Consider the following 25,577-nt stretch of genomic DNA (forward strand, 5'->3'; position numbering starts at 1 on the left):
TTGGAGAGACAAAAATCGAAAGATTTTAAGATTGTTTTTTCCAGAAAATTGCTTGCTCAATACCACAAATTTAAGCTATTGTCTGTGTAGTTTGACTATACTCAAAGAAATAAGCGTAATTTTGAAGCTTTAATTGAAAATCATTCCATTTTAAAGAAGAAGTTTATGCGTTGCTCAGTGAATATCGCTTTTTACAATAAAATTGATAATCTTAAGCTCATTTTGGCAGGATTAGAACGCCAAAGTGTTAAAGATTTTGAAGTGATTATTTCAGATGATGGTTCTCGTGAAGATGTTGTTAAACAAATCAGAGAAATTCAAAAGCATTCGCCACTCCATATCAATCATCTTTGGCAAGAAGATAATGGCTGGCAAAAAAATATCATGCTGAATAAAGCCGTGATGAGTGCAAAATCTGATTATATTATTTTTATTGATGGCGATTGTATTCCTGACGATAGATTTGTGGAAGCACATTTGGAAGCTAAAGAAAAAGGATTTGCACTTTCGGGAAGAAGGGTATATTTATCAGATAAAATCTCTAAAAAACTTACCCCTGAAAGTATCAAAAAAGGTTATTTCAAAAAGAATTTTCTGTATTTGTTATTATCAGGCGAAACTCGCCATGGCGAAAAAATGCTTTATGCACGAGTACCCTTTTTTGCCAGAATGATTAACAATAAACATCGTGATATTTTAGGCTGTAATTTTTCAATTCATAAAGAAGATTTGTTAAGTATTAATGGTTTTGATGAACGTTTTCTTTGGCCAGGAGTTGGCGAAGATTTAGATGTTTACAGACGACTTATCTTAATCGGGAAATCAACAAAATCAGTAGCTTCTTCGGCTTTGGTTTATCATTTACACCATAAAGAAACAAAAATTCCTCAAGAAACTTGGGATTTACAAAAAGTAACCCAACAAGAAACTGAACCATTTACGCCTTTCGGTATTGTGCAGAAATAAATCAAAAATCCCTTGTTCAAATGTATGAACAAGGGATTTTTGTTAAGTAATTTTCCAATATTTATTTCTTCTTTATTTGTTGTATAATCTTAGCTGGAAAAATCTTTTCAATCAACTTTTTAAGCCTAATTTGTGCCAAAGGAACTCTTTTCTCAATAGCCAGTTTAGCAAAATCCCATTGTTGAATCAAGGTAATATCTTCCTCTAAACTTCGGTTTCCTAAAAAAGACTCAACCACAAATTTTCTGATAATTTCATTCCATTCTAATTTATTATCACAGTAATGACCTATACAAAAATTAGAAGGCTTTGCTTCTCCAAATTCAGAAATGGCGACAGAAATTGAAATCTTTTCAATCAATTTTTTAGTAACATTTGCTTGAAGCATACTATCACAAATCAAGAGTGCCATCTTTACAATATCATAACCTTTTTCAGCTGATAAAACCATTACACCAGTATTCCAAATACAATGCTCTGGCTGCATTACAATACCTCCAAACGACATCCCTCCTACTTGTTTCCAAAGCAATTTTTCACTTTTGCTTTTCATTATCGAAAGCTTACCTTCATATTGATGTAGCATAGAATGGGCTAAATCGGCTTTCAATAAATTAATATTAGCATACAAAAAAGTATCGGCATCTAAATATACAACAACTTCTTTCGGATGAATCGAACAAATATACTCTATGGCTTTGATTTTTACCCTTCCCCAAAAACGCTTTGGTCCTTCCCATTCATCCAATAAACCTTTGCTTACTTCTACAATGTTTACTCGGCTAGCTACCCGCTCATAATACCTTGGAGCGTCCGTCAGAACATATATTCTGTCTGTTTCACTCATCTGACTCAGAAATGAGCAAATAGAAAAATATGTTTGAATATGGTTTTCTTGTTCTTCCCCAAAAACCAAGTACAAAATATTCATAATGAAATCTGGTTACTCAAGCCTGTTTCTAAATTGAATAATATTAATGATACTATTGGTGTGGAAATCACTGTATTGATTAATTGTAGCCTTTGTTTAACTTTTAATGTCAATTCTACTAAACCCTCTGTTGTTTCTTTCTAGTTTAATTTGTGTTGAAATTCTTTCTTTGATGGATTCTACGTGCGAGATAATGCCGATGTTTTTCTGTCCTTCTTGCTGCAATTTCTCTAAAGTACCCAAAGCCAAATCAAGTGTTTCGGGGTCGAGTGTTCCAAAGCCTTCATCAATAAATAAGCTTTCTAATTTTACGTTCTTAGAAGCCAAATCTGATAAAGCCAATGCCAAAGACAGGCTCACCATAAAAGTTTCTCCACCCGAAAGTGTTTTTACTGAACGACGTTCATTGCCCATATACTGGTCAATTATCATCAACTCATCATCCTCATTTTCAGTGGGTTTATCTAACAAATAACGATCTGAAAGCTCAGCCAAACGTCGATTTGACAAGGCTATCAGTCTTGCTAAAGTAAGACCTTGTGCAAATGTACTAAATTTTTTCCCTTCTGCATCTCCAATATAGCGGTTTAATAATTCCCACTTCAAATTAGATTTTTCTAAGAAGGCTATTTCTTGTTCTAAAGCTGAAATTTCCTGACGATGAGTATTTTGAACTTGAATTTTTACTTGTAATTCCATCACTTCATCGGCAACGGCTTTTCGCTGTTCTTGCAAAAGTTGATTGAAAGCAAGTAGTTCTTCCAAACTTATCGAAGGATTATCTTCTTGCTGTTTTTGTTCAAATTCTGCCTTTTTACGCTGTAATTCACTTGCTAAAACAGTGATTCTCGTTCTGAGTTTTTCCTGTTCATCTCTTAAATTTTTACTTTGCTCTACCGAAAGTAATTGCTGTTGAGCTTCTTCAAGATTGGTAAAACCTAGTCCTTTTAAAGCGACCAACAAATCATTTTCTACTATTTTTACAACTTCATTTTTCTCTTTGATTTCAGCATCAAGTTGCTGAATTTGTTTCAAATTTGCAGTGATTTTTGTCTGTAATTCCGAGAATTGTTGTTGTAGTTTATCACAATCATTATTGATATTTTTACCGATATATAAACCTTTAATGGTATCAATCAATACATTTTTTTGCTCCTGAAAACCCTTCGTTTCTTTTACAATTCGGTAAAGCGATTTTAAATCTGCCAATACTTTTACAGACTTCTCCAGCAAATTCAAGGCTTCTGTTTGCTGTTCTTTCGCCTTAATTTGTTCCTGAACCCACGCTCTATTTCCTACTTTTTCTAATTGTAAATTCTGCTTTACTTCTGTAATTTCTAAGTGTTTTACATCTAGCTTTTGTTGAAATTCATATTTCTTTTTTTGTTCTTTTAACTCTAACTGATGGGCAGAAGCAATCTGTGTTTTCAAAGTATTTACTTCATTGTTTAACACTTTTTCTTCGGCTTTTTGACTCTTTAAATTTTGGTCTATTTCCACATAATTATTGGCATAATGGCTCAAAAATGGATGCTCTAACGAACCACAAAGTGGACAAGCTTCATCTTTTTTCAAAAGTTTGGCTCGGTCTTTTTCAAAGTTGTAAGATTTCCCCAAGCGCTCTTTTTCTACTTCTAAAGTCTCTATTTTCTGAATGAGATTCGTTAGTAAAATTTGTTTTTTTTCAAGAACTAAAGTATTCGTATTCTGAAATTCAAGTTGTGTTTTTTCTTCTTTTTCTGCTTCGCTAAAAAGTGTTTTTAGATTGCTATAATCACCTATTAATTGATTGAGATGATGATATAATCTTAGCTCAAATGCTAATTTTTGTCCTTGTTCTTCTACTTCTTCTGGCGACGAAATCTCGGCGATTTCATACCATTTTTCCATCTGCACTTTTTGCTCTTTGGCAACCGACTCAATTAATGCTAAAGATTTATCAGCCAATTGATTGACTGATAAATTATTTAACTGTGGAATTCTCAAAAACGAAAGTACTTCACTAATTTGCTGTTGCTTGGCTTTTAGCGTTCCTTCTTGTTCACTTAATTCTCTTAGCAATTCTGTTATTTTTCTTCGGAATTCTTGTAATATTTCTATTGCATTTTCTGCATTGACTTTTTCGTTCGTAAAATCTGAAATAACATTAATATTTTGACCGAAAGCTTGCTGATTTTGAACTAATTCTTGCTTTTGAACTACTTGTCTATTTTGAAGATTTCTAAGTTCTCTTTCATCATTTTTTACTTGTAAAATACTTTCTCTGAAAGGCTCAACCAATTCGTGTTGTTGAAGTATTGGTAATTTTTCTTGTTCAAATACTTGCCAAATCGTAGCAGTATTGGTATAGTCTTTTTCTTTTTGAAGAATTTCGTCTCCAATAATTTTTAACGTATTTTTTAACCGAATACTTTCCGAAGTTTTTTCTAAATTTTCATTGGCTTTGGCTATCGAAATTTCCTTTTCTGCTAAATCTTTTTCCCAAGTTTCAGCGATTTCAGTCGCAACTAATTTCTCCGAAACACTCTTAATTTGGCTACGTTTTAACTTTAATTCTCCACCTTTTTCATTATTTATCTCAAAAGCTTTTTTGCCTAACAAACGATAAATTTGCATTCCTGTAATGTCTTCCAAAAGTTTTCCACGCTCGTCTTTTCCAGACTTCAAAAACTTTGAAAATTCTCCTTGTGAAAGTAAAATCGACTTAACAAATTGGTCATAATTCAGTCCAATCAAACTTTGATTTTTATCAGGTACTTCTGTTTTTTTATTAGTGATAATTAGTTCTTTGGCTTTATCAACAATCTCCATTCCATAATCATTTAGATTATTATTTCGATTGACATTTATCCACCATTTCGACACAAAAACGCCTGATTTGCAAACGTACTCTACTTCTACGGCACACTCTTTTTCACCACGAGTAAGAATTGAACCGCCTGAACCGACTAAATCTTTAGAAATCTTTTTATCAAATCTTGGTACACGATTGAACAAAGCCAAAGTAATAGCATCCAAAAGCGTTGATTTTCCTGCTCCTGTTGGGCCAACAATCGCAAAAAGTCCAGCTGACGACAATGGATTTTCGGTAAAGTCAATCAGGTGTTCACCTTTAAAAGAGTTGATGTTTTTTAAGTATATTTTATTGATTTTCATCGCTTAGTTTTCTTCCTTTACTTTTTGCAATAATTCCACAAAGGCTTCCATTAACAAAGCCTGATGTTCTTCTGAAAGTCCGTCTTCTTTTTCTAATCTTCGTTTCAAAATCTCGGTTTCATTAATGTCATCTATATTTTGTCCTTCAAAAAACAGTTCTTCGGTGCTGTTAACTTCATTTTTAAATGAAATTCTATGTTTTAAAACAATGGCATTTTCATCTTCAAAAACGGCGATAATATCGTTTAATTCTCTGGTCAAAATCGGATTGTGTAATTCATCTGTTACTTCAATTTCTAAAAAAGCTTTCAGCGGCAACTCATTTTGGAAGCTACTAAGTTGACTTTTTACTTTCTCGAAATCACCAGAAATTTTCTTTAATGTTCTATTTTTAGGTACTGGAATATCTTCAATTTTTTGAATTTTTCCTGCTGAAACCTCCAGTTCAATTACGATTTTCAAGTCATTTTTCTCGCTAAAACTTAAAGCAATCGGCGAACCAGAGTAACGGATATTTTCTTTTCCAGATACTTTCTGTGGACGATGAATATGCCCTAAAGCCACATAATCGAAAGTTTCTGAAAAATCATTTCCTTCAAAAGCAGCTAAATTCCCAATCTGTATTTCTCGCTCAGATTCTGAAGCGACAGAACCATTGGCGTATAAATGCCCCATCGCAATCACAGGAGTATTCGGAAAACGTACTTGACAAATATTAGCTAATTGATCATAATGATTTTTAATGCCATTTCGAACTGCTTCTATTCGTCCTATAGCGGTTTCTCCTTCCACTGCCTGACGCAAATCAGCATCACGCAAGTACGGAACGGCACAGATAATTAATTCCTTTAAATCAATGATTTCATCTTCAATATTGGACGTAGCTCCACCAACCACGATGATATCCAACATCGACAAAATATCTTTGGGAGCATTCAGTAATGACACCGAATCATGATTTCCACCTGTAATGATGATTTTACATTTTTGCAAAATCATTTGTCTCAAAAACCAATAATACAAAATTCGGGCTTCGGCAGGCGGATTGGCGAGATCAAAAATGTCTCCAGAAATCAATAATACATCTATTTTTCGTTCTTGGATAAGAGTAATCAGCCATTCCAAAAACATTTGATGGTCTTCGTGAAGGTCGTACTTATGGAGTTTTTTCCCAAAATGCCAATCGGCAGTATGTAGAATTTTCATGGAATATCATTCTGATTAAAATAAGAATGCTAAAATACGGCTCTTAATTGAATTATACCTTAAAAAGATTAGGCTTTACAAAAGCATAAACCCCACAACATTGAAACATTCAACATTGTGGGGTTTAATAAAATGATTTTATGGAAACTACTGCTTTCTAAGTTTTCTCATTTTATGTAAAGGTTTTTCTAACTCCTGTTTGAATGCACCAGTAGCATCAAATAAAAGTACTTTGCGATTTGTTCCATCGTTGATAGCTACATAATAGTTACCATCAGCATCTGTTCCTGCACGTTTGATTGTGTAACCTGCGTAAGTTGCAGTAACATAAGTAGCAATTGAAGCTGGTAAAGCTGTCAATTCAACCGCTGTCAATTTCGCTTTTCTAGCATAATGTTGCAGTGCTTTTACAAATACACCATTAGCATCAAACAATAAGCCTGTTTCAACGCTATTTAAAGTGATTCCTACAACATATTGACCTTGAGTATCTGTCCCTGCAAATTTAATCGTAGCACCTGCATAATTCGTAGAAATATAAGTGACGATAGCAGCTGGTAAAGCAGCTGGGTCAACAGTTGTAATTTTTCCTCTACATTTTTGTTTGGTTACCGTGTCTGTAACTGCCGCAGTACGTGCAGCGGAAACTTCTAGGGTTTCCAAAGCATCATCAGAAGCTGTTAAATCATTCTGTTTTTCACAACTTGCGAACGTGATACCCACTAAGGTTGTCATTAAAAACAATAATTTTTTCATTGTGTAATGGTTGTTTTAAGTTTAAAATTAATTTGGGACATTTCAATTACTTAGACAGCCTATTTTTCTTAAGCGTTGCATAGGTAAATAAATACTTGTCTTAAAGGATTTAGAAATACCTAATGATTTGCTTAAAAAATAGCAAAAGTATTCACATTACCTTTAGATTTATAAACAAAAAAGGCTTCCATTACTGGAAGCCTTTTTCAATATCACTATAAAGATATTAAGCTAAAGCAATACGTTTGAAAGTACTGATAGTTAATCCTTTTTGTGTTTGCTCTAACAATTGTTTGATATTGATTGAGCTATCTTTTACAAATTGTTGGTTCAACAAAGTGTTTTCTTTGTAGAATTTCTCCAATTTACCTGTTGCAATTTTTTCTAACATTGCTTCTGGTTTACCTTCTTGACGAGCTTGGTCTTTACCGATTTCGATTTCACGTTCGATTGTAGCTGCATCAACGCCATCTTTATCTAAAGCAACTGGTTTCATTGCAGTGATTTGCATAGCAATATCTTTACCAACTTCAGTAACGTCAGTTCCTGTTACGTTTGTAAATGCTACTAAAACACCGATTTTGTTGTTAGAGTGAATATAAGAAACAACTTTATCAGCAGTGATGTTTTCGTAACCAGCTACATTGATTTTTTCACCAATTTTACCAGTTAATTCAACCATTGCTTCTTGTGCGTTACGTCCGTCAGCTAAAGTAGAAGCCAATAAAGCATCTTTATCTGCAGCATCTGTAGCAACCGCTGATGCCAATAAAGCAGCAGCTAATTCATTGAAATCTGCTACTTTAGAAACTGGTTCAGTTTCACAAGCTAAAGCTACTAATTTACCGTTTGTTCCATCTTCGCTGATTGCAACTAATACTACACCTTCGTTAGTAGCGTTATCTGCACGTTTAGCTGCCACTTTTTGACCAGCTTTACGAAGAATATCAATAGCGGCTTCAAAATCACCACCTGCTTCAGTAAGGGCTTTCTTACAATCCATCATGCCCGCACCGGTCATTTGTCTTAATTTATTAACGTCTGCTGCTGAAATAGCCATCGTTTTATTGATTTTAGATTTTGGATTACGGATTGCGGAATTGAACTGGCTTAATTACGTTATTTCGCAATCCGCATTCGCTAATTCAATGTTAATTTTTAAAGGAACAGCCCATAGAATTCCATGGGCTGCTTCAATTTTGATAAATTATAATGATAAAGTTATGGCAAAAAGATAAGTACTCATGACTTTTCAGATTATCATATCTTCAAATTATTATTAATCTTCTTTCTCGTATTTAGCCGCAACTTTAGCTGCTTCTTTAGCTGCTTCTTCGTCAGCTAAACGCTTCGCTTCTTCTTCCTCTGCTAAACGAGCATCATCTTTATCTTGCTTACGCTCCATTAAACCTTCTTCGATAGCTTTACCAATTGCCAAAGTAATCAAAGCGATTGATTTATAAGCATCGTCATTAGATGGTACTGGATAGTCAACTAAATCAGGGTTCGAGTTAGTATCGCACATTGCGAAAACTGGAATACCTAATCTTTTTGCTTCTGCTACTGCAATGTGTTCACGCTTAACATCAACTACGAAAAGAGCTGCTGGCAAACGAGTAAGGTCAGTAATACCGCCTAATACTCTTTCCATTTTCTCTTTATCACGAGACATCATCAAACGCTCACGTTTTGCTAAAGCTTTCACTGTTACTTCATCTTTCAATAATCTGTCGATAGTTGACATTTTTTTGATTGATTTACGTACAGTAGCGAAGTTTGTAAGCATACCACCTAACCAACGGTCAGTTACGTAAGGCATTTTCAAACGACGAGCTTCTTCAGAAACAATTTCTTGTGCTTGTTTCTTTGTAGCAACAAACATTACTTTACGGCCAGAACGAACTACCGCTTTGATAGCAGTACAAGCTTCGTCTAAACAAGCTAAAGTTTTGTTCAAGTCAAGAATGTGGATACCATTCTTCTCCATAAAGATGTATGGAGCCATTCTTGGATCCCACTTACGTGTCATGTGTCCAAAGTGAACACCAGCATCCAAAAGGTTTTTGTATTCTAATTGTGCCATTTTCTGACTGTTATCCGTTATCAATTAATCGTTATCAGTATATACTGATAGCCAAATCTAATAATTACGTATAACTTAAATTAAAAGTTGAAAAGAAAATTGAAAACAACAAAGACATCGGTCACTGTAAGTCTTGTTGCATATAATTAAAATCATATATTAAGTTATCCGTTAATGGTTGACAGAAAAACTGTGAACAGATAACGGATAACCAATAACTGATATTAACGTTTCGAGAACTGGAATTTACGACGAGCTTTCTTACGACCTGGTTTCTTACGTTCTACCATACGAGGGTCACGAGTTAAGAATCCTTCTTTTTTCAAAGCTGGACGACGCTCAGGATCGATTTCTTGTAAAGCACGTGAAATTGCTAAACGAAGAGCTTCTGCTTGTCCTTTGATTCCACCGCCATCAAGATTTGCTTTGATATCGTAAGCACCTTCGGTCTTAGTCAATGCAAATGGTTGATTAACGATAATTTGTAAAATTTCAGATGGAAAGTACTCATTCAAAGCACGACCATTCACAAGAATAGTACCGTTACCTGGCGTCATATAAAGACGGGCAACAGCTGTTTTTCTTCTTCCTAATGTATTAGTTACTTCTGCCATTTTTTTATAGAGAAGTTATCAGTCATCTGTTAATAGTTAATTCGTAAAGACGAATAACGGATAACGAATAACAAATAACGATTATTAGAATTTAATTTCAGTTGGTTGTTGAGCTGCGTGTGGATGTTCTGTACCTGCATATACATACAAGTTAGTGAACAAACGGCTTCCCAAACGGTTTTTAGGTAACATACCTTTAACGGCAGCTTCTACAACTCCTCTTGGGTTTTTAGCTAACACTTCTCTTGGCGTTGCAAAACGCTGTCCACCTGGATACCCTGTGTGACGGATGTAAACTTTATCAGTCATTTTCTTGCCAGTAAAACGAATTTTATCAGCATTAATAACGATAACATTATCACCACAGTCAACATGTGGAGTGAAAGAAGGCTTATGCTTTCCACGTAAAATTTTTGCGATTTCAGAAGTCAAACGACCTACAATCTGATTCTCTGCATCAACGATAACCCATCCCTTTTCTGTGGTAGCCTTGTTGGCTGAGATGGTTTTATAACTTAAAGTATCCACTTTATTAAGATTTTAAAAGTCCTAAATGTTTTCTCAAAGAAAGCACCTTTGCCAAAAGGTGTTACAAAAAATATATTCACGGTGGACTCTTATTAATTGCTGTGAAAGTATTTTCGGTAAATCAAAGTTGGAACGTCTCTGATTTTCAATGATTTTGCCTTATTTTTTTTCTGAACGGGCATCCAGTTAAAAATTGGGAACGCAAAATTACGGAGTTGTTTCGGTATATGCAAAAAGTTTTACATTGTTTTCTGTGTTTTTCTTAAATATTTTCATCTTTTTTTCGCTTCTCACAAAAAATAACTCTCAGAACCTCAGGCAATAGTAGCAATTGAACAAAGTATAGATGAGAAAAGCCTTTCCTTCCTTCTTTTGTTAATCTACAGAACGTACCTTTGTGTTTAATTGTTGGCATTTTACTAGTCAAACTAGGACTCATTTTGTGAACCAATAATGAAAATTATTTAAAACTGTGTCTAAAGGAGCAAATAATACATATTTCGGTAATATAAAAGAAGGCATTAAATCTTCTCTGAAAGGGCTTTCATTATCATGGAGACACCTGAAGGAAGCTCGCCAAAGCCGAAAACCAATCTTTGTCAATAATCCTGATTACTTCAAACAAGAAACTGGGATTGTTACTTTACAATATCCTCATGAAAAGCTACCAATTCCTGATAATGGTCGCTATCAATTACACAATGAAATGGACGATTGTATCGTCTGTGATAAATGTGCTAAAATTTGTCCTGTCGATTGTATAGAAATTGAACCCATCAAAGCAACTGGTATTGCAGGTTATGCTTCTGATGGTTCTGCTATTCGTTTATATGCTGCGAAGTTCGATATTGATATGGCTAAATGCTGTTTCTGCGGCTTGTGTACTACTGTTTGTCCAACAGAATGTTTGACCATGACGCAGGAATACGATTTCTCTGTTTTTGATATTACTAAACATAATTTTGCTTTCGGAAACCTTAGTCCAGAACAAGCACAAGAAAAACGTGATTTGTACGACCAATTTATGCTTGAAAAAGAAGCTATGAAAGGTTTGAAAACGAAGAAGACGGAAGATAGCAAAACACAAGATGCAAGACTTGAGGATTCTGAACTAAAGGATGTTGGACAAGAAGAGAAAAAGCCAGTTACAAAGCCAGCGTTTAAACCAGCATTCAAGAAAAAGGAATCGGGATTGGAGAATGAAGGACTAAAGGAAACGCTAGAAGTTAAAGCTGAAGAAATCACTCCTGTTCCAAAACCGAAACCAGTTTTCAAACCTTCGTTTAAGAAAAAAGAAGTGGAAATTGAAAATTCAGAAGTAAAAGGTTCGGATGAAGTAAAAGCTGAAGAAATTACTCCTGCTCCAAAACCGAAACCAGTTTTCAAACCTTCGTTCAAGAAAAAAGAGGAAGGAGTTGAAAACTCTGAAGTAAAAGTTGCGGAAGAAGTAAAAGCTCAAGAAATTACGCCTGCTCCAAAACCGAAACCAGTTTTCAAACCTTCATTCAAGAAAAAAGAGCAAGAAATTGAAAGTTCAGAAGTAACAAATTCGGAAGAAGTAAAAGCTGAAGAAATTACGCCTGCTCCAAAACCAAAACCAGTTTTCAAACCTTCGTTCAAGAAAAAAGAGCAAGAAATTGAAAGTTCAGAAGTAACAAATTCGGAAGAAGTAAAATCTCAAGAAATTACTCCTGCTCCAAAACCGAAACCTGTTTTCAAACCTTCGTTTAAGAAAAAAGAAGAAGGAATTGAAAGTTCAGAAGTAACAAATTCGGAAGAAGTAAAAGCAGAAGAAATTACGCCTGCTCCAAAACCAAAACCAATTTTTAAACCTTCGTTTAAGAAAAAAGAAGAAGGAATTGAAAGTTCAGAAGTAACAAATTCGGAAGAAGTAAAAGCAGAAGAAATTACGCCTGCTCCAAAACCAAAACCAGTTTTTAAACCCTCATTCAAACCAAAACCAAAAACTGACAATTGATACCTTTTATTTTTATAGCATTTATACTATTGATTGTAATCTCTGCAAGTATTGTTTTGTGGAGTAATAACGTATTGTATGCAGCATTTAGCCTTTTACTTACTTTCTTTGGTATTGCAGCACTTTATGTGTTAGTTGGAGCAGACTTTTTAGCTATCACTCAGCTTTTAGTGTATGTTGGTGGAATTTTAGTACTACTCCTTTTTGGCGTAATGCTTACCAATCATAAAGGAAGTAAAGAAAATGGTAAAAATGACATCATTGGTACTAATACAAATCGATTTATTGGACTTTTCGTTGCTTTAGGTCTTTTCAGCTTACTTTTCTATTCTTTTGTAAAAGCAAACTTCGTCGAAATACAAGCCAGTTTGTTCGAACCTATCGAAACATTGTCTACGACTCAAAATATTGGCGTTTTATTGATGACAGATTTCGTTTTACCTTTTGAGGTTTCGGGTGTTTTATTGATGGCAACACTTATTGGAGCGGCGTACTTAAGCGGTAAATCTAAAGTATAAATATTTATAAAATTCTGACGCTATTTGCAAAATGGACAATAGTTTTCTTTCATATTATTTACTTACAAGTGCTATATTATTTAGCGTTGGTTTGGCTGTAGTAGTTACCAAACGAAACGTTATTGTGGTTTTGATGGGGATTGAATTGATGCTGAATGCTGTAAACCTAAATTTAGTAGCTTTCAGCAAAAATGACCCAGATTTACAAGGACAAATGTTTGCACTCTTTGTGATTGTCGTTGCTGTTTGTGAAGCCGTCGTTGCACTCGCCATCGTGTTGAAAGCACATGAACATTTCCAATCAATCAATCTTGATGAGATAAGTAATAATTCAGAATCCTAATACCTGTCGGACTTCAGATGTCGGATGTCAGCTATCGGCTTTCGGCATTTACTCTCTCTAACTTAGTCACTTACTGAGTGCTAAAGACCAAAAACTTATAATAACTCATCAATATTTTATAATTTTTAGCTGATTACTGAAAGCCGAAGAACCGAAACCTAATATTAATAATAAATAACTTCATTCAATCCAAAATGACAAAAACTAAATACGTTTCAGAATCTCTTACCACAATGACGGAAATGATTTTTCCGAATGATACCAATACTTTAGGAAATTTAATGGGCGGAAACCTCATGCGAATGATGGATGTTGTCGGTGCAATCTGTGCGCAAAAACATTCAAACCGAATTGTTGTTACTGCTTCTGTCGATAATGTATCTTTTAAAGAATCTATTCCACTTGGCAGTGTAGTTACTCTTCAAGCTAAAGTAACTAGAGCTTTCAGTTCTTCAATGGAAGTTGTAATTGATGTTTGGGCAGAAAATATTCCAGCCCAAGAAAGAGTAAGTACCAACAAAGCATTTTTCACTTTTGTGGCTGTTGACCAAAGCGGTCGCCCAATAGATGTACCTATTTCTTTGACTGAAACAGACGAAGAAAAAGCACTTCATGAAGGTGCTTTACGCAGACGCCAATTACGTTTGGTTTTAGCAGGAAGAATGAAACCTTCGGAAGCAACCGAATTAAAAACGTTTTTGAATGGAGGCGAATAAATGCTATAGGCTTTAGGCTAGAAGTATTAAAAGCATACAGCCTATTGCTTATAGCCTAAAGCCTCAAAGCTAGTTTATTAACTCTACTCTTTCCGAAGAAAAAGCAATTGGCTTTTCAACAAATAATACTTTGGTTGAAGTCCACACATTTTTGAATAATTCAGAATCTCGATAATTATTCAAATGATTTTCACTTTCCCAATAACTATATGTTGAAAAGATATTGGGAAAGTTTTTATCTTGTAATAGTTCTAAATGTTGACACCCTTCAAAATGCCTAATCTTGTGCTTAGAAGCATTAAAAATCGCCAAAAAGTTTTCCACTTTTTCTTCATGAAATGTCATTCTTACAATTCTGATTAGCATAATTTTGAAAGGATAATTTTCAACAAAACAGTTTTACTTCACATTAAATCGCTCCATTCCTTTTCTATCTTGCAAAGTAACGTAAGCATATTTTCCATCTGGACTAAAGACTAAATTACTACTTTGCAAGCCTTTTAATTGTACTTCTTTGAGTAATTTACCTTTTTTTGAAAAGACAAGTATTTTGCCCAATCCCCAACGACAAACGTAAAGGTTTCCTTTTGCATCACATTTCATGCCGTCTAAACCGCCGTCTTCAAAGGAAGTAAAAAGTCTTTTCTTCGAAATATTTCCTGTTAGGTCAACATCAAAAGCCCAAACTTTTCTCTGAATACTTTCATTTACATATAAAGTTCTTTCATCTGGACTAAGGCAAATTCCGTTGGTAGTTCCCATTTGGTCGGTTAAAAGCGTTTCCTTTCCTCCTTTGTCTATTCGCCAAACTTTTCCTGTTGAATTTTTCCAATTTGGGTCTGAAGCAAAAATTACATCATTTTTTTTGATACAAATATCATTAGGTTGATTAAAGGCATCATTATGACAATACGTTGAAATGGCTTTAGTTTTCATATCAACTTTCAAGACATTATGTCCTGAAAAATCGGCTAAATACATATTCCCTGCTTTATCAAATTGAATTGCATTGGCTGTACTTCCTTTGGGTAAAGTCAAAAATAATTCACAAGTACCATCTGGATTCACTTTACCAATCGTGCCATCTTCTTTAAAGTTTACGACGTACAAATTACCAGCTTTGTCAAAATTTGGACCTTCGATGTTGTTGGTAAATAAATTCTCTGCGGTAAAATCTTCTACTTTGATTTGCTGTGCAAAAGTTTGGGATAAGAGTAAGGAAAATAAGGCTAGACTCAAAGAGTAGCGTGTCATTGTTTTTTTCATGAATTTTAATTGGAAATAGTATATAATTTTAAATTGGATACTGCTTAATAATCTAATTTATCGTTCTTTTCATTCCATAATTCAAATGCTTTTTTAGCTTCTTCTCTTCCCAAAGGAATCATCTCGATTTTTCGTTCAGAAAGTGGTAATGGAATTTCATTATAAATAAAGGCATCGTCAAAACCTGCTTCGGCTGCATCATCACGAGTATTGGCATAATACACTTTTGAAGGACGAGCCCAATAAATTGCACCCAAACACATCGGACAAGGCTCGCATGAAGTATATAATTCGCAATCGGATAATTGAAAAGTATCGAGATGTTTGCAGGCTTCTCTGATAGCTACTACTTCTGCATGAGCTGTAGGGTCGTTGCTAGAAGTAACTTGATTAAAACCTTCGCCTACAATTTCTCCATTTCTCACAATTACAGCACCGAATGGCCCACCTTTACCTTCAGAACTTCCTTGAATTGAAAGTTCGATGGCTCTTTTCATAAATTTTAATTTGTCTTGTTCCATGATGAAGATTTTTTGGCAAGTTAGTAAACTGAATCAAAACTCTAACGACTGATAGAGCCTTTGCCTTCTATTTGTTTTTGAAGGTTTTGAAAATAAGTACAAATACTCATTCAAAGATATGTTTTCTTAAAAAACATATTCCATAAATATTAGTTTAAGTTTAAATAGTCTCGTACTATTTAGTACCAATCTATATAACAGATGATAAAAAAGACTTAATCTGTACACTTTAACATTTCCCCTAATTTTAGCATTAAAAAAATGTCGCAAACAAAATTTTATCAGTAAATTGCAGATAAATTTTGAAAGGATACTAGTCAAATTACGTATCGGTTTGAAGATTAAAGTATAATTACTTGATAATCAAAGCCTAAAACTCAAAAATCAACAATGAACTATCAACCATCCGATTATCTTCCAATACTTATCCAATTAGGGGCTGCTTTAGCATTTATTGTTGCAACAATGCTTGCAACGCACTGGCTGGGGCCTAAACGTCATAGTGCATTAAAAGATGATGTTTTTGAATGTGGTATCGAATCAGTGGGTGATGCCCGTACTCCTATTTCAGTTAAATACTTTCTTGTAGCTATTCTTTTTGTCCTATTTGACGTAGAAATTATTTTTATGTATCCTTGGGCTGTAAATTTTATGGGGTGGGTAAAATCATCTTCAGATGTAGCCATTAACATGTTCCTTGAAATGTTAGTATTCATGGGCTTATTGTTGGTAGGCTTCATTTATGTTATCAAGAAAGGCGTTTTAACTTGGGAGAAATAGTATCGTTGAATGGAACAGGTTTTTCTGTAAACAAGCCTTTCTTCATCACAGTGTTATCACAAATTTGAATATATAAATATATTGTGTTTCTGAATTGATTAGCGTGCCAAAAATGATGGCTTTCTGATACTTAGATTCTCAAATAGATACAATGAGCGATAGAATAATAAAAACAGTTGATGCTCCAGAAGGAATTGAAGGACAAGGTTTCTTCGCTGGCAAATTAGATGATTTCGTGGGTCTTGCTCGTGCAAATTCACTTTGGCCACTTCCTTTCGCTACTTCATGTTGCGGTATTGAATTTATGGCAACAGCCGGAGCTCATTATGACATTTCTAGATTTGGGTCTGAACGTATGTCTTTTTCTGCCCGACAAGCCGACATTCTTATGGTAATGGGTACTATTTCTAAGAAAATGGGACCAGTCCTTAAACAAGTATATCTTCAAATGGCTGAACCTCGTTGGGTACTTTCAGTTGGAGCATGTGCTTCTTCAGGTGGAATTTTTGATACTTACTCTGTTTTACAAGGTATCGACCGTATTATTCCAGTTGATGTGTATGTTCCGGGTTGCCCACCTCGTCCTGAACAAATCTTAGATGGTTTTATGCAAATTCAAGAAATTGCAAAGTCAGAACAACGCCGTCGCAGAGAATCTCCAGAATACAAAGCACTTTTAGCATCTTACGGAATTGAGTAACAGTTATCCGTTTAATTTTTGCTGGTTAGAATAACAAGTAAAAGCTAGACGATTAACAGATAAGCTAACAATGACAAACGAACAAATAGCACAAGATTTAGTCGCACAATTTGGCGAAGATAACATTTTTGGAATTGTAGAAAATTACGGGCTTTTAAACGTAACGACTACAACCGACACCATTGTGCCGTTGATGCATTATTTATATCAACATCCAACCTTCAAATTCCAGTTTCTTACAGATTTAGGTGGCATTCATTTTCCAGACGTTCCAAGTCATGAATTTGGTGTTATTTATCATCTACATAGTTTAGAAAACAATGTAAGATTGATTATCAAATTATATGTTTCCAGAGAAAATATCGTAGTACCAACTATCACAGGTTTATATGCTTGTGCCAATTGGATGGAAAGGGAAGCATTTGATTTTTACGGAATTTTGTTCTCTGGGCATCCAAAAATGGAACGTATTCTGAATGCAGAAGACATGGATTACCATCCGATGCGTAAAGAATATCCTTTGGAAGACGCCACTCGTCAAGATAAAATTGATGCCTTGTTTGGTAGATAAATTTATAAAAATATGTCTGAAATCGCATTAGTATCAAGCCCGTTTGTAGGCTTAGAGAAAGCACAAGTAGATAAAAAATATGTCAATGAGTTGACAACCCTAAACTTAGGACCTACTCACCCTGCAACACATGGTATTTTTCAAAACATCTTAACGATGGACGGAGAAACAATCATTGATGCAGAACAGACAGTAGGATACATTCACCGTGCATTCGAGAAAATTGCTGAGCGTCGTCCTCTTTATCAAATTACAACGCTTACAGACCGTATGAACTACTGTTCGTCGCCTATCAATAATATGGGTTGGCACATGACAGTAGAGAAACTTTTAGGCGTTGAAGTACCTAAAAGAGCTCAATATATTAGAGTAATTATGATGGAATTGGCTCGTATTGCCGATCATATCATTTGTAATTCCATTCTTGCTGTTGATACAGGAGCTTTAACGGGTTTCTTGTATGTAATGCAGTGGAGAGAACACATTTACGAAATCTATGAAGAAGTGTGTGGCGCTCGCCTTACAACGAACATGGGTCGTTGTGGTGGAATGGAAAGGGACTTATCTAAAGAAGCCATTCGCAAAATCCAAATACTTCTTGACGAATTTCCTGCAGGATTAACAGAGTTTGAAAGTTTGGTAAAACGTAATCGTATCTTCATGGATAGAACCATTGATGTTGGTGCTATTTCTGCTGAACGTGCTTTAAACTATGGCTTTACTGGACCAAACTTAAGAGCCGCTGGTGTTGATTATGACGTTCGTGCGATGAATCCATATTCTTCTTATGAAGATTTTGATTTTGAAGTACCAGTTGGCACAAAAGGTGATACTTATGATCGTTTCTTGGTTCGTGGAGAAGAAATGTGGCAAAGTTTGAAAATCATCAAACAAGCTTTAAGTAATCTTCCAGAAGGGCCATATCACGCTGATGCCCCACATTATTATTTACCTGAGAAAAAAGAGGTTTATAATAACATGGAAGCATTGATTTATCACTTCAAAATTGTAATGGGTGAAATTGATGCTCCTGTTGGTGAAGTATATCACTCAGTAGAAGGTGGTAATGGTGAACTTGGTTTTTATCTGGTATCAGATGGTGGCCGTGCACCATATCGTTTGAAATTCCGTCGTCCTTGCTATATTTATTATCAAGCATTCCCAGAAATGATTAAAGGCTCAACACTTTCAGATGCCATCGTTACGATGTCTTCTATGAATGTGATTGCTGGAGAATTAGACGTGTAATTTTTGCTTAATTCAGACTAAAACATGACAAATACACAAACCATACAGTTTCCAGCGGATACGTTGGAGTTAGTTCATAAAATCATTAAACGTTACCCAGAAGGTAAGCAAAAATCTGCTTTACTTCCAATTTTACATTTGGCTCAAGCAGAGTGGAAATGGTGTAGTTCAGAAGTGATGGATTATGTGGCTAGCTTGTTGAAAATTAAGCCTGTTGAAGTATATGAAGTAGCTTCATTTTATACAATGTTTCACTTAGAACCAGTAGGTGAACACGTAATTGAATATTGCCGTACTGGGCCATGTTGTTTAATGGGTGGAGTTGAAGTATATGATCACTTAAAGAAAAAACTAGGCATTGAAACTGGAGAAACTACTCCAGACGGTAAATTTACAATTAAAGAAGTAGAATGCTTAGCAGCTTGCGGTTGGGGACCTGTCTTTCAAATTCGTGAAAAATATTATATGAATTTGACCAACGAAAAGGTTGATGAAATCATTGATGAGTTGTCAAAATAATAATGTACTCTTAATTAATTGATACACTTTATCTGAATTCGATGCGAAATATCGCTGAGCAAATTTAATAGAAAAATGAAAATATTAACCGAACATATTGACGTACAAGGCATCGATACTATTGATGTTTTTCGTAAAAATGGTGGATATAAAGCTGTTGAAAAAGCTTTAAAAACGATGACTCCCGATGAAGTTACTGAAGAAGTAAAAAAATCAGGTATTCGTGGACGTGGTGGTGCTGGTTTCCCGATGGGTATGAAATGGTCCTTTTTGGCTAAACCTGAAGGTATTCCTCGTTATTTAGTTTGTAATGCGGATGAATCAGAACCGGGTACTTTCAAAGACCATTATTTGATGATGAAATCTCCTCATACTTTAATTGAGGGGATGATTGTTTCGTCGTATGCTTTAGGAGCAAATACTTCTTATATTTATGTAAGAGGCGAATTAATGTACGTTGTAAATATTCTTGAAAAAGCCATTCAAGAAGCTTATGACAAAGGTCTTTTAGGTAAAAACATTTTGGGTTCTGGTTATGACCTCGACCTTTTCGTTCAACCGGGTGGTGGTGCTTATATTTGCGGAGAAGAAACAGCCTTGTTAGAATCGTTGGAAGGTAAACGTGGAAATCCACGTAATAAACCTCCATTTCCAGCAGTAAAAGGTTTATGGCAATGCCCGACAGTAGTTAATAATGTAGAATCTATTTCTGCTACTTCTTGGATTATTAACAATGGTGGCGATGAATACGCTAAAATTGGTATTGGTAGAAGTACAGGAACTAAATTAATTTCAGCATCAGGCCATGTTCGTAAGCCAGGTGTTTATGAAATTCCTCTTGGTATTACTGTCGAAAACTTTATTTATGCAGATGAATGGTGTGGTGGTATCAGAGATGGACATAAATTGAAAGCTGTAGTAGCGGGCGGATCTTCAGTACCAATTCTTCCAGCAGAGTTGATTTTAAAAACAGTAAACGGTGAAAATCGTTTGATGACTTACGAATCGCTTTCTGATGGCGGTTTTATCACAGGCACAATGTTAGGTTCTGGAGGTTTTGTGGTAATGGACGAAACTACTTGTATTGTTCATAACACATTGACATTCGGTCGTTTTTATCACCATGAATCATGCGGACAGTGTTCTCCATGCCGTGAAGGAACAGGTTGGATGGATAAAGTACTCTACAGAATTGAACATGGAAAAGGACGTCAGGAAGATATTGATTTACTAGTAGATGTTGCTAAGAAAATTGAAGGAAATACCATTTGCCCATTAGGAGAAGCTGCCTCTTGGCCAGTCGCTGCTGCGATTCGTCACTTCCGTGATGAGTTTGAATGGCATATTAAACATCCTGAAAAAGCAACACAAAAAGGAGCAGTATTTATGCGTGAAGGTGCTAGTTGGAGTTTATAATTTAAAGGTTATGAAAAAGAAGATATTATTTATTGGACACGACGCCAACGTTGCAGGTGCTCAATATGTATTACTCGATTTCTTAAAATCTTTAAAACAAAAAGGTTTTGAAACCTATCTTCTATTAGCAAAAGGAGGTTCTTTACTTCCTGAATTCAGTAAAGTTGCAGAAGTAATTCTTTGGGAATACGATGATAAAGACACTCAAAGAAATCCATATTCAAGGATTATTTATGATAAAGTTTTTAAATTAAACAAGCTTCGTAAATTAGCCTTTTATCAGGAAAAACATAAAGAACTTACTGAATTAAAGTTCGATTTAATATTTTCAAATACCATTGCCAATGGCGGTTTGTTGAGAAGTTTAGAGTTTCTGAGATGTCCATTTGTGGTATATGTACACGAGCTTGAAAACTCTATTCAAAAATATACTTTGCCTGAAGACTTGGAGTATCAAATAGAAAATTGCATCCATTTTCTAGCGGCATCTAAAGAGATTAAAAGTAATCTCTTCTTGAATCATCAAATTGATGAAGATAAAATTACTGTTGTCAATCCATTTATATCAGTAAATAATATACTTGAAAAGCTCAACAATGCAGATAAATCAGGTATCAGGAAAAGGCTGAATATTCCTAATGACGCTATTGTAATTGGAGGTTGCGGAAATTTTGAATGGAGAAAAGGCGTTGATACTTTTTTATCAGTAGCTAATGCCATACTTAATAAAAAGAAAGAAGTACATTTTCTTTGGATAGGTATTCAAAAAAACTCTGTTGAACACCAAAATATCTTGTATGATTTAGAAAAAATGGGAATTCAAGAACATGTACATGTTATCGCTCCTACGATGGAAAACATGGATTATATGTCTTGTTTTGATATATTCTTTCTTTCTTCAAGAGAAGACCCACATCCGTTGGTCATGATTGAAGCAAGTTTAAATAAAATTCCTGTGGTATGTTTTGATAAATCTGGCGGTGCTCCAGAATACGTGGAGCAAGATGAAAGAGTAATTATTCCTTATGGCAGTATAGTTTGTGCCAAAAATAAATTGATAAGCTTAATTGAGGACAAAGTACTCAGAGAAGAAATAGGGCAAAAAATGTTTCAGAAGGCATTAAATTATGATGCTTCTGTAATAGCTCCACAGATATTACAAATTTTAGAAGAAATAAACGAGCATGAAAGTATTTCTTAATTATCAATGAAATACCGTCTGAATCGTAATATAGTAATTAGGTTATTCTTTGGAAAAACCATGTTTTAATCGACAAATAAATATTAAGCTTTTATATGAAAGTTACAATAGATAACATCACCGTTGACGTAGCTCCTGGAACAACCATTATGCAAGCGGCTCGTCAAATTGGGCCACATATTGCACCTCCAGCCATGTGTTATTACGAACCATTAAAGGCTTCGGGTGGTAAATGCCGTGGTTGTTTGGTTAAAGTAACAGCGGGTTCTGAAAAAGACCCTCGTCCAATGCCGAAATTGGTGCCTGCTTGTATTACTCAAATTCAAGAAGGTATGGTGGTTGAAAACACTATCAACGAACAAGTATTAGAAGTAAGAAAAGGGATTGTTGAGTTCTTATTATTGAACCATCCTTTAGATTGCCCAATCTGCGACCAAGCTGGTGAATGTGATTTACAAAACTTTACTTTTGAGCACGGTGTATCTAAAACACGTACAGTTGAAGAAAGAAACACATTTGACCCTGTTGATTTAGGTCCGAACATCAAATTAAACATGAATCGCTGTATTCTGTGTTATCGTTGTGTTTATACAGCAGACCAAATTACTGACGGACGTGTACATGGTGTAATGAATCGTGGCGACCATGCAGAGATTAGTACTTATATCGAAAAAGCAATTGATAATGATTTCTCTGGAAATATTATTGATGTTTGTCCTGTAGGTGCTTTAACAGATAAAACATATCGTTTCAAAAGTCGTGTGTGGTTCTCGAAACCAGTAGATGCAAGTTGCGATTGTGGAAAATGTTCTGGAAAAGTAACACTTTGGTACAGAGGCGATGAAGTAATCAGAGTAACAGCACGCAAAAATGAATGGGGAGAAGTAAAAGATTTTATCTGTAATACTTGCCGTTTTGAACGTAAAAAGACTTCTGATTGGACTATTGAAGGACCAAGCAAAGTACCACACAATTCGGTAATTTCTGCTAATAAGTATGGAGCGAACAAAATCACGCCAGCATTCCCATTAAAACAAGCAGCAGAACAATACAAAAAGATTGACGACAACCGTGATCGTTCATTTTTAGCCCCACAAAAGCAATTAAATTAATTGATTGTAGATAGTTTACTATTTACTCATTTAGATATATGGAAATTACATCAACATTATTTACGGCCAAAGCCATTTATGTAGGTATTATCTTCGCTATTACTCTTGGGGTAGCGGCCTATTCTACTTACTTTGAACGTATCATTGCCGCTTTTATGCAAGACCGTGTTGGACCAGATAGAGCTGGACCATTCGGTATTTTACAGCCTCTTGCTGATGCTGTAAAAATGTTCATGAAAGAAGATTTTATCCCAGCTCATTCAAACAAATGGCTTTTTATTGCTGGACCATGTTTATCAATGCTTACAGCTTTGATGACATCAGCTGTAGTTCCATTTGGTGACCAATTAGATTTAGGTGGAGGAATCATTCTGGATTTGCAAGGAATTGACGTAAACATTGGTATCCTTTGGGTATTTGGAATTGTTTCTTTAGGTGTTTATGGCGTTTTAATCGGAGGCTGGGCTTCAAATAACAAGTATTCATTAATTGGTGCGATTCGTGCTGCTTCTCAAAACATTTCTTATGAATTGGCAATGGGGCTTTCAATCATCGCCATTTTAATGCTTTCTGGCTCACTTTCAACAAAATCTATCGTTGAAACTCAACAAAATGGTCATTGGAATATCTTTTATCAACCATTGGGTTTTGTTATTTTTATCGTCTGTGCTTTTGCAGAGTGTAACCGTACTCCTTTCGATTTACCTGAATGCGAAACTGAATTAATTGGTGGTTATCACACAGAATATTCTTCTATGAAATTAGGCTTTTACTTATTCGCTGAATACATCAACATGTTTATTTCAGGTGCAGTAATGGCTACTTTATATTTCGGTGGTTATGATTATCCAGGACATGATTATGTAGCTACTCAATTCGGTGGGAATATTGCTACTTTACTAGGTGTGGGTGCATTAATCGGAAAAGCTTTATTCTTCGTTTTTGTGTTCATGTGGGTTCGTTGGACGCTTCCACGTTTCCGTTATGACCAATTAATGGGCTTAGGTTGGACAGGCTTAATTCCGTTATCAATGTTCAATGTTGTGCTTACGGGTGCTTCAATGTTATTTACTGTAAATGATGGCGGTTCAAACTGGATGACAGTTGGTGCATCATGGGCTGGCGTTATCATCATGTTAGTGGTAACATTTGCTTACAGCGAAATGAAATACAAGAAAAAGAAATTAGCAACAGCTTAAAATGTATTAATATTTTTAAGCTTCAAAATAAAAACTCTTTCCTTTAAGGTTTGAAGACTATTATGAAATTATCAAATAAATCCAAAGTCTTAGAGCAAGAAGAAATGACTTTTGCCGAACGCATTTACTTACCAGCTATCGTTGGTGGTATGGCTACTACGCTGAAACACTTCTTTTCTAAAAAAGTAACTATTCGTTATCCTGAACAAAAACGTTATTTAGGACCTGTTTTTCGTGGACATCATATCTTGAAACGTGATGAACAAGGAGCAGAACGTTGTACTGCTTGTGGGCTATGTGCTGTAGCTTGTCCAGCAGAAGCAATTTCAATGGTTGCAGAAGAACGTAAAAAAGGCGAAGAAAACTTATACCGTGAAGAGAAATATGCAAGCGTGTATGAAATCAACATGCTTCGTTGTATTTTCTGTGGTTTATGTGAAGAAGCTTGCCCTAAGCAAGCCATTTACTTACAACACGATAAAATGGTTCCTGTTTTTGAAGACCGTTCTGAAGTAATCTTTGGAAAAGATAAATTGGTTGAAAAAATGGATAATCGCTATTTAAGAGAAGGTTGGAAATAGCCATTTTGTAAATAAATTATTTGTAATATCTGATAACGATTCATTAAAAATATGAACTTTTGGTACTTTCTAACTGCCTTGACACTCCTGAGTGCATCAATGGTAATATTATCTAAAAACCCAATACACAGTGTTTTGTATTTGGTTTTCACATTCTTCTGTATTTCTGGTCATTACGTATTATTAAATGCTCAGTTTTTAATGGCTGTTAATATCGTAGTTTATGCAGGTGCCATTATGGTATTATTCCTTTTCGTAATCATGATGATGGATTTAAGTAAAAATTCACCAGATTCGAAAAGTACATTGACAAAACTAGCAGGAGCAATTTTAGGTGGAACACTTTTAGTAATTTTAATTGCAGCCTCACGTAAAGTAGATTTAAAGAACGCTGTAGGTCTTCAAGCATACGATGCTCAAACAGGAATGGTTGAAGGACTAGGACAAATCCTTTATCGTGATTATGTACTTCCTTTTGAATTAGTTTCTATCTTGTTTTTTGTAGCAATGGTTGGTGCAGTAATGCTAGGAAAAAGAGAAGCTGGAGAACGTAATTTCTAAGCAAAAAATATTAATATTTAGCCTGATGATTAATTTCGTCAGGCTTTTTTGTTTCCTTTCTTTTTGGGCAATAAAAAAGGGCTAAATCTTGAAGATTTAACCCTTTT

At 34.9% G+C, this 25,577-nt stretch carries 27 protein-coding genes; 16 read left to right on the forward strand and 11 right to left on the reverse strand.

The annotated features are described in order from the left end of the window. The first annotated feature begins 165 nt into the window (after nt 1–165). A complete protein-coding gene (locus VB776_RS03750; RefSeq protein WP_323326186.1) occupies nt 166–966 on the forward strand; it encodes a glycosyltransferase in 801 nt (266 codons plus the stop codon). A gap of 61 nt (nt 967–1,027) precedes the next feature. On the opposite strand, the gene VB776_RS03755 is transcribed toward VB776_RS03750, so the two are convergent. The 8 genes from VB776_RS03755 to rplM form a co-directional block, all read right to left on the reverse strand. Then, on the reverse strand, nt 1,028–1,897 hold the full coding sequence (locus VB776_RS03755; RefSeq protein ID WP_323326188.1) for a hypothetical protein: 870 nt from the start codon (nt 1,895–1,897) through the stop codon (nt 1,028–1,030). A gap of 96 nt (nt 1,898–1,993) precedes the next feature. Further along, nucleotides 1,994–5,053, reverse strand: coding sequence for an SbcC/MukB-like Walker B domain-containing protein (locus VB776_RS03760; RefSeq protein ID WP_323326190.1), 3,060 nt, complete (start codon nt 5,051–5,053; stop codon nt 1,994–1,996). Nucleotides 5,054–5,056: 3 nt separating this feature from the next. Beyond that, entirely contained in the window at nt 5,057–6,259 is a 1,203-nt protein-coding gene (gene sbcD, locus VB776_RS03765) for an exonuclease subunit SbcD (protein WP_323326192.1), read from the reverse strand. A 147-nt stretch (nt 6,260–6,406) separates the two neighbouring features. Continuing rightward, the gene (locus tag VB776_RS03770) at nt 6,407–7,015 is read right to left on the reverse strand and encodes a PepSY-like domain-containing protein (RefSeq protein WP_323326194.1); all 609 of its coding nucleotides are present in this window, start codon (nt 7,013–7,015) and stop codon (nt 6,407–6,409) included. Between the two features lie 226 nt (nt 7,016–7,241). Beyond that, nucleotides 7,242–8,075, reverse strand: coding sequence for a translation elongation factor Ts (tsf, locus tag VB776_RS03775; RefSeq protein ID WP_323257377.1), 834 nt, complete (start codon nt 8,073–8,075; stop codon nt 7,242–7,244). A 219-nt stretch (nt 8,076–8,294) separates the two neighbouring features. Then, nucleotides 8,295–9,098 carry a 30S ribosomal protein S2 gene (gene rpsB, locus VB776_RS03780; RefSeq protein ID WP_184129680.1) on the reverse strand — a complete coding sequence of 268 codons (804 nt, stop codon included), beginning with the start codon at nt 9,096–9,098 and terminating at the stop codon, nt 8,295–8,297. Nucleotides 9,099–9,322: 224 nt separating this feature from the next. Next, the gene (gene rpsI / locus VB776_RS03785; protein ID WP_309915319.1) at nt 9,323–9,712 is read right to left on the reverse strand and encodes a 30S ribosomal protein S9; all 390 of its coding nucleotides are present in this window, start codon (nt 9,710–9,712) and stop codon (nt 9,323–9,325) included. A gap of 84 nt (nt 9,713–9,796) precedes the next feature. Further along, the gene (gene rplM / locus VB776_RS03790) at nt 9,797–10,240 is read right to left on the reverse strand and encodes a 50S ribosomal protein L13 (RefSeq protein WP_184129674.1); all 444 of its coding nucleotides are present in this window, start codon (nt 10,238–10,240) and stop codon (nt 9,797–9,799) included. A gap of 472 nt (nt 10,241–10,712) precedes the next feature. On the opposite strand from rplM, the gene VB776_RS03795 reads away from it, so the two are divergent. From VB776_RS03795 to VB776_RS03810, 4 genes are all read left to right on the forward strand, one after another. Further along, nucleotides 10,713–12,218 carry a 4Fe-4S binding protein gene (locus tag VB776_RS03795; protein ID WP_323326196.1) on the forward strand — a complete coding sequence of 502 codons (1,506 nt, stop codon included), beginning with the start codon at nt 10,713–10,715 and terminating at the stop codon, nt 12,216–12,218. A 29-nt stretch (nt 12,219–12,247) separates the two neighbouring features. Further along, complete coding sequence (locus VB776_RS03800; protein WP_323326198.1) at nt 12,248–12,736, forward strand: NADH-quinone oxidoreductase subunit J family protein; 489 nt, start codon at nt 12,248–12,250, stop codon at nt 12,734–12,736. Nucleotides 12,737–12,767: 31 nt separating this feature from the next. After that, on the forward strand, nt 12,768–13,079 hold the full coding sequence (gene nuoK / locus VB776_RS03805) for an NADH-quinone oxidoreductase subunit NuoK (RefSeq protein ID WP_323326200.1): 312 nt from the start codon (nt 12,768–12,770) through the stop codon (nt 13,077–13,079). Between the two features lie 194 nt (nt 13,080–13,273). Next, nucleotides 13,274–13,795: an acyl-CoA thioesterase gene (locus VB776_RS03810; protein ID WP_323257386.1), complete on the forward strand. Its 522-nt coding sequence runs from the start codon at nt 13,274–13,276 to the stop codon at nt 13,793–13,795. 69 nt (nt 13,796–13,864) lie between these two features. Here VB776_RS03810 and VB776_RS03815 read toward each other — a convergent pair whose 3' ends face one another. The 3 genes from VB776_RS03815 to VB776_RS03825 are packed head-to-tail and all read right to left on the reverse strand — an operon-like array spanning nt 13,865 to nt 15,582. Beyond that, the gene (locus VB776_RS03815) at nt 13,865–14,161 is read right to left on the reverse strand and encodes a putative quinol monooxygenase (RefSeq protein ID WP_323326202.1); all 297 of its coding nucleotides are present in this window, start codon (nt 14,159–14,161) and stop codon (nt 13,865–13,867) included. A gap of 33 nt (nt 14,162–14,194) precedes the next feature. After that, a complete protein-coding gene (locus tag VB776_RS03820) occupies nt 14,195–15,049 on the reverse strand; it encodes an SMP-30/gluconolactonase/LRE family protein (protein ID WP_323326204.1) in 855 nt (284 codons plus the stop codon). 56 nt (nt 15,050–15,105) lie between these two features. Continuing rightward, on the reverse strand, nt 15,106–15,582 hold the full coding sequence (locus tag VB776_RS03825) for a nucleoside deaminase (RefSeq protein WP_323326206.1): 477 nt from the start codon (nt 15,580–15,582) through the stop codon (nt 15,106–15,108). 390 nt (nt 15,583–15,972) lie between these two features. Between VB776_RS03825 and VB776_RS03830 the strand changes: the two genes are divergently transcribed. The 11 genes from VB776_RS03830 to VB776_RS03880 all read left to right on the forward strand — a co-directional run bounded on the left by VB776_RS03830 (nt 15,973) and on the right by VB776_RS03880 (nt 25,470). Beyond that, nucleotides 15,973–16,362: an NADH-quinone oxidoreductase subunit A gene (locus tag VB776_RS03830; RefSeq protein ID WP_323257394.1), complete on the forward strand. Its 390-nt coding sequence runs from the start codon at nt 15,973–15,975 to the stop codon at nt 16,360–16,362. 151 nt (nt 16,363–16,513) lie between these two features. Further along, on the forward strand, nt 16,514–17,062 hold the full coding sequence (locus VB776_RS03835) for an NADH-quinone oxidoreductase subunit B (protein ID WP_323326208.1): 549 nt from the start codon (nt 16,514–16,516) through the stop codon (nt 17,060–17,062). A 70-nt stretch (nt 17,063–17,132) separates the two neighbouring features. Continuing rightward, a complete protein-coding gene (locus tag VB776_RS03840; protein ID WP_323257398.1) occupies nt 17,133–17,633 on the forward strand; it encodes an NADH-quinone oxidoreductase subunit C in 501 nt (166 codons plus the stop codon). 12 nt (nt 17,634–17,645) lie between these two features. Continuing rightward, on the forward strand, nt 17,646–18,881 hold the full coding sequence (gene nuoD, locus VB776_RS03845; protein WP_323326210.1) for an NADH dehydrogenase (quinone) subunit D: 1,236 nt from the start codon (nt 17,646–17,648) through the stop codon (nt 18,879–18,881). A gap of 24 nt (nt 18,882–18,905) precedes the next feature. Beyond that, entirely contained in the window at nt 18,906–19,400 is a 495-nt protein-coding gene (locus tag VB776_RS03850; protein ID WP_323326212.1) for an NADH-quinone oxidoreductase subunit NuoE family protein, read from the forward strand. 75 nt (nt 19,401–19,475) lie between these two features. Beyond that, the gene (gene nuoF, locus VB776_RS03855) at nt 19,476–20,816 is read left to right on the forward strand and encodes an NADH-quinone oxidoreductase subunit NuoF (RefSeq protein ID WP_323326214.1); all 1,341 of its coding nucleotides are present in this window, start codon (nt 19,476–19,478) and stop codon (nt 20,814–20,816) included. A gap of 10 nt (nt 20,817–20,826) precedes the next feature. Then, nucleotides 20,827–22,017: a glycosyltransferase family 4 protein gene (locus VB776_RS03860; protein ID WP_323326216.1), complete on the forward strand. Its 1,191-nt coding sequence runs from the start codon at nt 20,827–20,829 to the stop codon at nt 22,015–22,017. 95 nt (nt 22,018–22,112) lie between these two features. Then, nucleotides 22,113–23,129, forward strand: a complete 1,017-nt coding sequence (locus tag VB776_RS03865) for a 2Fe-2S iron-sulfur cluster-binding protein (RefSeq protein WP_323326218.1) — start codon at nt 22,113–22,115, stop codon at nt 23,127–23,129. A 38-nt stretch (nt 23,130–23,167) separates the two neighbouring features. Continuing rightward, nucleotides 23,168–24,328, forward strand: coding sequence for an NADH-quinone oxidoreductase subunit NuoH (nuoH, locus tag VB776_RS03870; RefSeq protein WP_323326220.1), 1,161 nt, complete (start codon nt 23,168–23,170; stop codon nt 24,326–24,328). Between the two features lie 62 nt (nt 24,329–24,390). Beyond that, on the forward strand, nt 24,391–24,909 hold the full coding sequence (locus VB776_RS03875) for a NuoI/complex I 23 kDa subunit family protein (protein WP_323257411.1): 519 nt from the start codon (nt 24,391–24,393) through the stop codon (nt 24,907–24,909). Between the two features lie 51 nt (nt 24,910–24,960). Next, nucleotides 24,961–25,470: an NADH-quinone oxidoreductase subunit J family protein gene (locus VB776_RS03880; protein ID WP_323257413.1), complete on the forward strand. Its 510-nt coding sequence runs from the start codon at nt 24,961–24,963 to the stop codon at nt 25,468–25,470. Nucleotides 25,471–25,577: the final 107 nt, after the last annotated feature.

It is taken from the genome of Arcicella gelida (genome assembly GCF_034931025.1).
GTDB lineage: Bacteria > Bacteroidota > Bacteroidia > Cytophagales > Spirosomataceae > Arcicella > Arcicella gelida.

What these genes read in the sequence shown, in the direction of transcription:
- VB776_RS03750 (WP_323326186.1), top strand. Translation starts at nt 166, where the DNA reads ATGCGTTGCTCAGTGAATATCGCTTTTTACAATAAAATTGATAATCTT.
- VB776_RS03755 (WP_323326188.1), bottom strand. Translation starts at nt 1,897, where the DNA reads ATGAATATTTTGTACTTGGTTTTTGGGGAAGAACAAGAAAACCATATT.
- VB776_RS03760 (WP_323326190.1), bottom strand. Translation starts at nt 5,053, where the DNA reads ATGAAAATCAATAAAATATACTTAAAAAACATCAACTCTTTTAAAGGT.
- sbcD (WP_323326192.1), bottom strand. Translation starts at nt 6,259, where the DNA reads ATGAAAATTCTACATACTGCCGATTGGCATTTTGGGAAAAAACTCCAT.
- VB776_RS03770 (WP_323326194.1), bottom strand. Translation starts at nt 7,015, where the DNA reads ATGAAAAAATTATTGTTTTTAATGACAACCTTAGTGGGTATCACGTTC.
- tsf (WP_323257377.1), bottom strand. Translation starts at nt 8,075, where the DNA reads ATGGCTATTTCAGCAGCAGACGTTAATAAATTAAGACAAATGACCGGT.
- rpsB (WP_184129680.1), bottom strand. Translation starts at nt 9,098, where the DNA reads ATGGCACAATTAGAATACAAAAACCTTTTGGATGCTGGTGTTCACTTT.
- rpsI (WP_309915319.1), bottom strand. Translation starts at nt 9,712, where the DNA reads ATGGCAGAAGTAACTAATACATTAGGAAGAAGAAAAACAGCTGTTGCC.
- nuoK (WP_323326200.1), top strand. Translation starts at nt 12,768, where the DNA reads ATGGACAATAGTTTTCTTTCATATTATTTACTTACAAGTGCTATATTA.
- VB776_RS03810 (WP_323257386.1), top strand. Translation starts at nt 13,274, where the DNA reads ATGACAAAAACTAAATACGTTTCAGAATCTCTTACCACAATGACGGAA.
- VB776_RS03815 (WP_323326202.1), bottom strand. Translation starts at nt 14,161, where the DNA reads ATGCTAATCAGAATTGTAAGAATGACATTTCATGAAGAAAAAGTGGAA.
- VB776_RS03820 (WP_323326204.1), bottom strand. Translation starts at nt 15,049, where the DNA reads ATGACACGCTACTCTTTGAGTCTAGCCTTATTTTCCTTACTCTTATCC.
- VB776_RS03825 (WP_323326206.1), bottom strand. Translation starts at nt 15,582, where the DNA reads ATGGAACAAGACAAATTAAAATTTATGAAAAGAGCCATCGAACTTTCA.
- VB776_RS03830 (WP_323257394.1), top strand. Translation starts at nt 15,973, where the DNA reads ATGAACTATCAACCATCCGATTATCTTCCAATACTTATCCAATTAGGG.
- VB776_RS03835 (WP_323326208.1), top strand. Translation starts at nt 16,514, where the DNA reads ATGAGCGATAGAATAATAAAAACAGTTGATGCTCCAGAAGGAATTGAA.
- VB776_RS03840 (WP_323257398.1), top strand. Translation starts at nt 17,133, where the DNA reads ATGACAAACGAACAAATAGCACAAGATTTAGTCGCACAATTTGGCGAA.
- nuoD (WP_323326210.1), top strand. Translation starts at nt 17,646, where the DNA reads ATGTCTGAAATCGCATTAGTATCAAGCCCGTTTGTAGGCTTAGAGAAA.
- VB776_RS03850 (WP_323326212.1), top strand. Translation starts at nt 18,906, where the DNA reads ATGACAAATACACAAACCATACAGTTTCCAGCGGATACGTTGGAGTTA.
- nuoF (WP_323326214.1), top strand. Translation starts at nt 19,476, where the DNA reads ATGAAAATATTAACCGAACATATTGACGTACAAGGCATCGATACTATT.
- VB776_RS03860 (WP_323326216.1), top strand. Translation starts at nt 20,827, where the DNA reads ATGAAAAAGAAGATATTATTTATTGGACACGACGCCAACGTTGCAGGT.
- VB776_RS03865 (WP_323326218.1), top strand. Translation starts at nt 22,113, where the DNA reads ATGAAAGTTACAATAGATAACATCACCGTTGACGTAGCTCCTGGAACA.
- nuoH (WP_323326220.1), top strand. Translation starts at nt 23,168, where the DNA reads ATGGAAATTACATCAACATTATTTACGGCCAAAGCCATTTATGTAGGT.
- VB776_RS03875 (WP_323257411.1), top strand. Translation starts at nt 24,391, where the DNA reads ATGAAATTATCAAATAAATCCAAAGTCTTAGAGCAAGAAGAAATGACT.
- VB776_RS03880 (WP_323257413.1), top strand. Translation starts at nt 24,961, where the DNA reads ATGAACTTTTGGTACTTTCTAACTGCCTTGACACTCCTGAGTGCATCA.